Origin of the sequence: uncultured Cocleimonas sp. (genome assembly GCF_947495625.1) — a bacterium.
GTDB lineage: Bacteria > Pseudomonadota > Gammaproteobacteria > Thiotrichales > Thiotrichaceae > Cocleimonas.
Window position 1 is genome coordinate 118,543 of the sequence record NZ_CANLZW010000011.1, and the last position, 9,694, is coordinate 128,236.

General features: G+C 41.8%; 8 protein-coding genes. 7 read left to right on the forward strand and 1 reads right to left on the reverse strand.

The window, feature by feature from the left end; genetic code table 11:
- Positions 1-71 precede the first annotated feature (71 nt).
- The 6 genes from Q1A31_RS08290 to Q1A31_RS08315 all read left to right on the forward strand — a co-directional run bounded on the left by Q1A31_RS08290 (position 72) and on the right by Q1A31_RS08315 (position 5,072).
- Positions 72-923 carry a hypothetical protein gene (locus Q1A31_RS08290; RefSeq protein WP_299875057.1) on the forward strand — a complete coding sequence of 284 codons (852 nt, stop codon included), beginning with the start codon at positions 72-74 and terminating at the stop codon, positions 921-923.
- A gap of 61 nt (positions 924-984) precedes the next feature.
- Positions 985-1,467, forward strand: a complete 483-nt coding sequence (gene aprB / locus Q1A31_RS08295; protein ID WP_299875061.1) for an adenylyl-sulfate reductase subunit beta — start codon at positions 985-987, stop codon at positions 1,465-1,467.
- Positions 1,467-3,380 (forward strand): adenylyl-sulfate reductase subunit alpha, encoded by a 1,914-nt coding sequence (gene aprA, locus Q1A31_RS08300; RefSeq protein WP_299875064.1) that lies wholly within the window; start codon positions 1,467-1,469, stop codon positions 3,378-3,380. Before aprB ends, aprA begins: the two co-directional genes overlap by 1 nt.
- Positions 3,381-3,574: 194 nt before the next feature.
- Positions 3,575-3,925 (forward strand): hypothetical protein, encoded by a 351-nt coding sequence (locus Q1A31_RS08305; RefSeq protein ID WP_299875068.1) that lies wholly within the window; start codon positions 3,575-3,577, stop codon positions 3,923-3,925.
- A gap of 51 nt (positions 3,926-3,976) precedes the next feature.
- Entirely contained in the window at positions 3,977-4,483 is a 507-nt protein-coding gene (locus Q1A31_RS08310; protein WP_299875071.1) for a peptidylprolyl isomerase, read from the forward strand.
- A 328-nt stretch (positions 4,484-4,811) separates the two neighbouring features.
- A complete protein-coding gene (locus Q1A31_RS08315; RefSeq protein WP_299875074.1) occupies positions 4,812-5,072 on the forward strand; it encodes a hypothetical protein in 261 nt (86 codons plus the stop codon).
- Positions 5,073-5,259: 187 nt separating this feature from the next.
- Here the strand turns inward: Q1A31_RS08315 and putA are convergent, their stop codons facing one another.
- Positions 5,260-8,925 (reverse strand): bifunctional proline dehydrogenase/L-glutamate gamma-semialdehyde dehydrogenase PutA, encoded by a 3,666-nt coding sequence (gene putA / locus Q1A31_RS08320; RefSeq protein WP_299875077.1) that lies wholly within the window; start codon positions 8,923-8,925, stop codon positions 5,260-5,262.
- Between the two features lie 168 nt (positions 8,926-9,093).
- Between putA and Q1A31_RS08325 the strand changes: the two genes are divergently transcribed.
- Entirely contained in the window at positions 9,094-9,570 is a 477-nt protein-coding gene (locus tag Q1A31_RS08325) for an Lrp/AsnC family transcriptional regulator (protein WP_299875080.1), read from the forward strand.
- Positions 9,571-9,694: the final 124 nt, after the last annotated feature.

Consider the following 9,694-nt stretch of genomic DNA (forward strand, 5'->3'; position numbering starts at 1 on the left):
GTTTTGCTACAATGCCCAATTGATTTTTATCAATGTGTTGAGTTTACTACTGTTCTTTAGGAGCTATAATAATGTTTATTACGACCAATCCATTCGCGCAGTTGAATGCCGAATCCCCTGAAATATTTACCCCCGGACTAATGCAAGGTTACGTCATTCTGATGATTCTTTTTGTTATCGGCGGCACCTTATTTGATGTTTGGCATAAAAAGAGTGCTAAGTACTTTTTTGAAAATGCTGAAAGTGCAAAGAAAAAAGCATCACGTCAACTAGGTAGTGCAGAGAAGCGTGGCCTTTTAGTAAAAACGATTACAAATGAAGTACTTACTTCTTCAGAATTTTCAAACCAGAAACGTAGACTTTCACATTTAATGTCAATGTATGGTTTCATTGTTTTTGTTGTTACAACTGCAATCATGATTTTTGGTTATGCAGATGCAGGTAATAGTACGCCAGCAATCTGGCCTATACTATGGCACCTTGGTGCACTTAGCTTAGCGGCTGGTGGTTACTGGTTCTGGTTTGCAATCCGTGTAGATGTTGCAGCAGAAGGTAAGCCTTGGAACAAAATTGCTCCTAGAGCTGACATGTTCATTTTATCATTGCTTGCAATGAGCACTTTCGCTTTACTTTGGTCTATCTCTAACGGCCTTGGTATTTTCTTCGTGCTATTTATTCTTGCTACTACGATTTTATTTGCTGGCGTAATCTGGTCTAAATTCGCACACATGTTCTTCAAGCCAGCTGCTGCTTACCAGAAGAAACAAGTTTGGGCAGACGGTAGCCGTGAAGGTTTACCAGATATGCCTGACCTTTCTGATCCAGCTATTCATGAAAAATTCCCAGATATCCCTACATATATGGGTAAAAACCCACCTAATATGGGTGCTGGAATCAGACGCGAAGCTGCTAAACACTATTAATACTGATTGATTAGTCATTTCATTAATTATTAGTTAATTACAAATTTAAAGAGGATTTATTATGCCAACTTATGTACATATGACCCGCTGTGATGGTTGTGGTGAGTGTGTTGATATCTGTCCATCAGACATCATGCATATCGACACAGACATCAGACGTGCTTACAACATAGAGCCTGATATGTGTTGGGAGTGTTACTCTTGTGTTAAAGCTTGTCCACATAACGCTATAGACGTTCGTGGTTACGCAGACTTCACACCGCTAGGAAGTTCTGTTCGAGTACGTCGTGATGAAGAGAAAGGTGTTATCGCCTGGAGAATCATCTTCCGTAATGGCAAGAAAGACTGGGATCTTATTGCTCCAATTACAACCAAGCCTTGGGGTTCTGGATATGACGACCTTAGAGCCGTTCCAGCACCAGAAGACAGCATGCGCAATAGCGAATTACTTTATAAAGAGCCTAAATACGTTCGTTTTGATGAAGGCGGATTGCACGATCTAAAAACCAATAAATTGGTGATGAAAGAAGGAGTTTACTACTAATGGCTTCATATAAGACAATTGTTGAAGACAACATCGACGTACTTGTTGTAGGTGCTGGCTTAGGTGGCACAGGTGCTGCTTTTGAAGCGAGATACTGGGGCAAGGACAAGAAAATTATTATTGCTGAAAAAGCAAATATTGACCGCTCTGGTGCTGTAGCACAGGGTCTTTACGCGATTAACTGTTACATGGGTACGCGTTTTGGCGAGAACAACCCGGAAGATCACGTACGTTATGCACGTATGGATTTAATGGGCATGGTTCGTGAAGACTTGCTATTTGATATGGCTCGTCACGTTGATTCGGCTGTTCACCAGTTCGAAGAATGGGGACTTCCTATTATGCGTAACGAAAAGACTGGCACGTATCAACGTGAAGGTCGCTGGCAGATTATGATTCATGGTGAGTCATACAAGCCAATCGTTGCAGAAGCAGCAAAAAAATCAGCAGACAAAGTTTATAACCGTGTTTGTGTGACTCATCTTCTAATGGATGACAATGCAGAAAACCGTGTTGGTGGTGCTGTTGGTTTTAACGTACGTACTGGTAACTACCACGTATTCAAATCAAAGACTGTTATTGTTGGTGCTGGTGGCGCGTCAAATATCTACAAGCCTCGCTCAGTAGGTGAAGGCGCTGGTCGTGTATGGTACGCACCATGGTCATCAGGTTCTGCTTATGGTCTATTGATCGAAGCTGGCGCAAAGATGACGCAGATGGAAAACAAAATCGTTCTTGCTCGCTTTAAAGACGGTTACGGTCCTGTTGGCGCATACTTCTTACACCTTAAGACATATACGCAAAACGGTAACGGCGAAGAATATGAATCAAAATGGTTCCCTGCGCTATCTAAGATGGTTGGTAAAGAATACTTAGATACTGAAGGTCAGCATTTATCTCATAAGCCGATTCCTACTTGTTTACGTAATCACGCATTCATTAACGAAGTTAATGCAGGTCGTGGACCGATTTACATGGTTACAACAGAGGCATTCCAGGATCCGCATTTAGAAGAAATCGGATGGCATAACTTCCTGGGTATGACTGTTGGTCAAGCGGTTCTTTGGGCTGCAACTGACGTTGATCCTAAATACGAAAACCCTGAGCTAACAACTTCTGAGCCTTATGTAATGGGATCTCACGCAACTGGTTGTGGCGCTTGGTGTTCCGGCCCTGAAGATATTTCACCAGATGAGTACTTCTGGGGTTATAACCGTATGACTACCGTACAAGGTCTATTCGGTGCGGGTGATGCAGTAGGTGGAACGCCTCACGCATTCTCATCAGGTTCTTTCACTGAAGGTCGTTTAGCGGCGAAAGCTGCTGTACAGTACATCAACGACGGTAAAGGTGATGGTATTTCTATCAACGAATCTCAGATCGAGAAGCGTAAAGAACAGATCTACCAGCCAATGGAAACCTACAAGGTTTACCGCAACCATATTACTGCTGGTACGGTTAACCCTCATTACATCAACCCTAGACAAGGTCTTGACCGTCTACAGAAAATGATGGATGAGTATTGTGGTGGTGTAACTGTTAGTTATATGACTAATGACAATCTACTAAACATCGGCCTTAAGAAGCTTGGTCTTCTCGCTGAAGATTGGGAAGGCGGAATTGCTGCTAAAGATATCCATGAGCTACTTCGCGCATGGGAGCTTAAGCACCGTATCCTGACTTCTGAAGCGGTAATGCAGCACACTCTCTTCCGCGAAGAGACTCGCTGGCCTGGTTACTACTACCGTGGTGACAAGATGAAGCTTGATGATAAAAACTGGCATGTACTTACGGTTTCACGTCGTGATCCAAATACCGGCGAGTACACTTTAGAAAAAGCGCCGCTTTATCACATCATTGATGATAAAGAAGAAAAAGAGAAGCCTACTAAAAAGAAGAAAGCAGCTGCTTAATTCTTTCTAGTAAAACCTCAAGTAAACAAAATGCCTTACTTATGTAAGGCATTTTTGTTAAAGAAACTACTAAAACGCACACAAAACCACAGAGAGACCACAAAGAATATCTTTTGGTCTTTTTTTATCTTAGAGTAACCCCTATATTCGTTAGAATAACTCTAATTTAAGCCCCAATTTTTACGGAGAACAATGTGAATATCCTAGACAAAACTGATGACGAAATAATTGCAATAGCTGGCCCTTGGTGGGCTAATCTAGTTAAGTACTCCAACAACAAAAACTACCTAATGTTCATCGAACACTTTGCTAAAGTATTGCGCCCAAGTGCCAATGAAATGGAACTTGGCAAACAATTTGCCCGTAGCGATTTAGCACAGAACCTGAGCCCAGAGTTTGATATTTTGGGAACTATTCGCCGTGGCGAGCACATCACTGTTCTATTTAAACAAAGACATAAGAAAGTGGAAGGCGAATGGCTTGGCAGAATGGTATTGGGTTATGAAGACGATGAGATTCGTATCTTCAGTGTTTCTATTTTCTAAAAAAACGCTAACCCATAACCCGACATATACTCAAACCTGCTTAAGAAAACTATGAAACATATTATTGAAGAAAACAAACTCGTTGAACTCAATTACGAAGTTGTCGATAAAAAATCCAATAAGCCACTGGTTAAGATTGAATACCCAATTGGCTACGTTCATGGCACCAATTCGGTTTTATCTTCAGACGTTACATCCACGCTGGCTGGTCACACAGTAGGGGACGTTATCGAAGTACCTATCGACACCAAAAAACTGTATGGAGACAGAGATGAATCTCTAGTGTTTACCGATCTCATCGAAAATGTCCCAGAGGACTATCGCGAGATTGGCATGACAATCACCATGGAAAATGAAAAAGGTGAGGCTAAGAACTTCATAGTGACTAGAATCGATGACAAGACATTAACCGTAGATGGAAATAACCCACTCTGTGGCAGAGACGTCGTATTCAAACTTAAAGTCCTGTCAATTCGTGAAGCCACCCCAGAAGAAATCGATGTAGGCGGAAAAGTTGACGCCGACCCTGATATGGACGAGCTTCTAAAAAATAGCTAACTCCCCAGATCATTCCAAATAAGTCCCCCCCCTACAAATAGGGGGTTTTTTATGTCCGTTTTTCTTAGATTCCCCTATTCCTGCGCTATTGATTATATAAACCTCCAAATTTGCACCGGAGCTAATTGGTATGTTTTTTGCATCAATAAAATAAAGCGTTAAATCTAAACTTACAAAAAATACTAAAGTTACATTAATTCAATAAGTTACAAATACCCATTATTGAAAATGTATACACAGCATGTCTTTTTTAGTGCAGCGATCCAAAATACGCACTTAGGATGTGCAATTTCATGGTCGACATTCAATGTCGAAATAGGAGGTTACAATGCTAAGATTTACTGATTTTTCAGATTTTTGTGATTTGAGCGAAGGAGAAATCAAATCAATATCCAGCGGGGCTAACGTTCCCTATGTGGAGGCTTGCGCAATAGCTCACGAAGCTGAGGACTGTCCTGAAAGTAGCAGAGAAGTATTAAAACTGATGCAGAAACATTTGGAACGTGTCGAAAAAAATGCAGATGGAGAAAGCTCTCGGAAAGTGCACGACGCAATCAATAGCTTTGCCTCAACCCACAAATTCACATAAATGATTGTATAACTATTTTGACACCCCCCTACTTATCGGCACTATTATAAAAAAAGTGCCGATAAGTAGGGGGGTGTCATTTTAAGTTTTAGCGGCATTCTTATTGAAGAATGCTGCACACATTGATTTATGAGTTAATTAATCAGCCGTTCTTTGCGAACGACTCTATACATCTTTTATTGCTAAACTATTCTGAATTAGCAATCAGCTGAACATTACCGCCAGCAGCCGTTGTATTAATACAAAGATGACGCTCTTGCGCGTAAAGGTAAGGTGACTCCGCTTCATTGATAAAGCGAACGATTGCACCATCGCGATTCGCTAACGCAATTTTGTACTCACGAGCCATTGCAGTTTGATCATCATTCGCCGCATTGTAGGCAAAGTTAGTCAAACTTGAAATTTCAGTCAATTGTTCAGGACTAATGCCTTTCGCATTCAGAATGACGTTCGGGTGCTGCGTTAACCAATCCTGTTGTGCTTTATTGAAGTTTTCATTACACACTAATAATGGATTACCACAATACAGCGCCTGTATTGCCTGCTGGAAAGCCACATCGGCATTTGGTGTCGCTATGATGGTTAAACCACGCGGATTCAAACTGAGTAGATTGTCTTCACCTGTCGGACCTGGTAACGAACGCGATTCATGAAGATCTTGTCTGCAACGATTAATCAATCCTAAGTAGTCCTGCGAAATTTCAGCATCTAACGGCAACAAATGACCAAATTCTTCAAACGAACTCTTCAACAATAGCTCAACACTATTATTTAACTCAGCCGTATCCATAATTTCCGCAGATGCAGATTGTTTATCGTTCTCGACAGTATCGATTTCATGTACCAGTCTTTTCAAGTAGAAAGGCCCACCTGCTTTAGGACCTGTGCCGGATAGACCTTCACCACCAAATGGTTGAGAACCAACGATCGCACCGATTTGATTACGATTCACATACATATTGCCAGCTTTGAGGTTATCTACAATCTGCTGAACACGAGAATCAATACGTGTGTGTAAACCAAACGTCAGACCAAAGCCTGCATTGTTTACAGCGTCTACTACCTCATCTATCTCATTAGCAGAAAAAGTTGCGACATGCAGCACAGGACCAAATATTTCACGAGAAAGGTCTTGAATACCGTTTACTTTGATCACTGTAGGCGGCACAAAGAATCCAGTTGAGGCGACATCTTTTTCGACATTCGACATTGGCGTTTGCTTTAAGATCGAAGCTTTGTTTTCTTCGATATAATCAGTAATGCCTTTGGCAGCCGTTTCATCGATCACAGGCCCCACATCCACATTTAAATTCCATGGATTACCCATGCGCAATAAATCCATTGAACCGTAGAGCATTTCCAACGTGTGTTCCGCAATGTCTTCCTGTAAATACAATACGCGTAATGCCGAACAACGCTGACCTGCAGACTGGAATGCAGAAGCGACGATATCAGTAATTGCTTGCTCTGGAAGTGCCGAAGAATCGACGATCATCGCATTCAAACCGCCTGTTTCAGCAATCAATGGCGCACGAACATCGCTCGATTGACTCATGCTGCGTTCGATGTGTTTTGCCGTTGCGGTAGAACCAGTGAAGATCATGCCATTAATATCTGGATGACTACTCAATCCCGCACCGATGACACTACCTTGACCTGGTAAATATTGAAGTATCGCTTCAGGCACACCCGCTTCGTGCAATAGTTGCACAGCTTTATAAGCAATTAACGAGGTTGATTCTGCAGGCTTTACCAAAACTGCATTACCCACCGCAAGCCCTGCACTAAGTTGCCCAGAAAAAATGGCTAGAGGAAAGTTCCACGGCGAAATACACGCCATCACACCACACGCTTGTTTATTAGGCGCGATATGTTCGGCTTGTGCAGCATAATAACGAAGGAAGTCTACGGCTTCGCGTAACTCGGCAATACAATCAACAATCGATTTACCCGCTTCTCGTGATAATAAAGCGAAAAACTCGCCTGCATTTTCTTCGTATAGATCAGCGGCTTTATTCAGGATTCGGCCACGCTCGATAACATCTAACTGCTGCCAAGCCGGCTGCGCTTTATGCGCGCTTTCAACAGCGGCATCCAATTGCTCTGCATTTGCATCGGTAATCCAGCCAACCACTTCGCCTGTAGCCGGGTTAAACACATCGCGTTTAATGTGCGTTGATTTAGCGGCACCTACGACCATTGGTTCTGCAGTCCACTGCACTGTTTTAAACGGTGTTCTCATCGACTCCATTTTCTGAATATCAGCAACATCCAACCAATCAAAACCTTTTGAATTGGTACGTTCAGGTAAAAACAAATCATCAGGCCCAGCAACGCCAGGCACAGCCTGAGCCAACCACGCTTCCGCTTTTTTCACGGGATCGGCAGTCACTTCACTCGGTGGAATCTGGTTATCCAAAACCTGACTGACAAACGATGCATTTGCACCATTTTCTAATAAACGTCTTACAAGGTAAGCGAGTAAGTCTTGATGCACACCTACTGGCGCATAGATTCGACATGGGAATTTATGTTTTTTACGAACCAACTCATGCAAAGATTCACCCATTCCATGTAAACGCTGGAATTCGAAAGTGCTCGCCGCATCCGCTTCTTTTTCAGTTAATTTCAGTATAGAAGCAATCGTATGCGCATTGTGTGTCGCAAATTGAGGGAAAATTCTATCGCGCTGACCCAATAATTTCTTCGCGCAATACCAGTATGAAAGATCACTATTATTCTTACGTGTATAAACTGGATATCCCGGTAAACCAAGCTCTTGAGAACGCTTTACTTCACGATCCCAATACGCGCCTTTTACCAAACGCACCATCAATTTAGTGTCGTATTTCACGGCAAGCTCGTATAACCAATCAAGAACATGCGGCGCACGGTAGCTATAAGCCTGAACAACAATACCTAAACCATTCCAACCTTGCAGACTTCCATCTTCAAGCAATGCTTCGATAATATCCAGAGAGATATCTAATCGCTCTGCTTCTTCTGCATCAATATTAAGACCGATACCTGCCTTTTTCGCCAACAGACACAAAGATCTTAAAGATGGGTAAAGTGACTTCATCACATCTTCTTTATGCAATGTTTCATAACGAGGGTATAAAGCAGAAAGCTTTACCGAGATTCCCGGATTTAAACGAACATCTTTACCTTCACAATGCTCAACCAATTCTGTAATCGCATCCGCATAGGCAAGATAATACTTATCGGCATCTTGTAATGTATAAGCCGCTTCACCCAGCATATCGAATGAGTAACGATAGCCTTTCTTGGTGTAATCAGTACCATTATCAATAGCAGACTCGATAGTTTCACCCAGTACAAACTGTCCACCCATCATCTTCATCATGCGTTTTACCGCAACACGAATGATTGGCTCACCCGCACGCTTAACGACTTTTTGTAGCGCAGGCATTAATCCACGCTGATCCGAATCAGACAACACGCTACCGGTTAACATCAGTCCCCAAGTTGACGCATTCACCATCATAGAGCTTGAATGACCAAGATGATCACCGAAATTTTGCGGTGCAATTTTATCTTGAATGAGATCGTCCAGCGTTTTGTTATCTGGCACGCGCAAATACGCTTCTGCCATACACATCAACGCAACCCCCTCTTGAGTCGACAAACCATATTCTGCAAGGAAACTTTCCATCAAGCCGGGATCACCCGATGCACGCATATCACGCACCCAGGAAGCCGCCATATCTACGGTTGATTGACGTGTAGCCTCATCAATATCGAGATTATCCAACATATGTTTAACAACAACAGCTTCATCACCTAGTGTTGCTCCACGTAATGTTTCCCGAATATCTGAAAGTTTAGTCATATTTAATTCCTGTAATTGAAGATGATGAATATGCCGAATAGAGTGATCTGGTTTATCTACGATCCGATTAGAATAAGATACTATACTTTAAATAGTCCATTAGACTTATATAAGCAAATAAACTAATCTATGAATACGTATAACTTGAATTAACAAATATTTTTATCCATGAAAAAGCCTTTAGATAGTCTTTTAGACTTTTACGACAAAAAAATACTATCCATCATGGCTGTAGATGGGCGTATTAGTGTTGCTGAACTAGCAAACCAGATTGGGCTCAGTAAAACTCCCACACTTAAGCGATTAAGAAAATTGGAACAAACCGGTTACATAACGGGATATCAGGCCCAGCTTGATTATGATTTATTGGATGAAACGCACGTTGCCTTTATTAATGTAACGCTTAGCGATACAACATCCGCCTCTTTAAAGAAATTCAATGCCGCAGTAAAAGAGCTGGTTGCCGTTGAGCAATGCAATATGATTGCCGGAAATTTTGATTATCTTTTAAAAGTAAGAACTACTAATATTCAGGAATACAGAACACTTTTAGGTGAGAAGATTGCGGCATTACCGTTCGTATCTCACACTTCAACATTTGTTTCGATGGAAACCGTTTTTGATAGGCAGAAAGTGAATTTATAAACGGCTCTTTGTATCGATATAAAATATTAGGTCACCCCCACTGCTGCCCCATAGTTATTCAAACTAAAGAAAGCCTGAACTTCAATTGTTATAATGTTTGTACCACCAAGCACTACACATAAGG

What these genes read in the sequence shown, in the direction of transcription:
- Q1A31_RS08315 (WP_299875074.1), top strand. Translation starts at nt 4,812, where the DNA reads ATGCTAAGATTTACTGATTTTTCAGATTTTTGTGATTTGAGCGAAGGA.
- aprA (WP_299875064.1), top strand. Translation starts at nt 1,467, where the DNA reads ATGGCTTCATATAAGACAATTGTTGAAGACAACATCGACGTACTTGTT.
- Q1A31_RS08290 (WP_299875057.1), top strand. Translation starts at nt 72, where the DNA reads ATGTTTATTACGACCAATCCATTCGCGCAGTTGAATGCCGAATCCCCT.
- aprB (WP_299875061.1), top strand. Translation starts at nt 985, where the DNA reads ATGCCAACTTATGTACATATGACCCGCTGTGATGGTTGTGGTGAGTGT.
- putA (WP_299875077.1), bottom strand. Translation starts at nt 8,925, where the DNA reads ATGACTAAACTTTCAGATATTCGGGAAACATTACGTGGAGCAACACTA.
- Q1A31_RS08325 (WP_299875080.1), top strand. Translation starts at nt 9,094, where the DNA reads ATGAAAAAGCCTTTAGATAGTCTTTTAGACTTTTACGACAAAAAAATA.
- Q1A31_RS08310 (WP_299875071.1), top strand. Translation starts at nt 3,977, where the DNA reads ATGAAACATATTATTGAAGAAAACAAACTCGTTGAACTCAATTACGAA.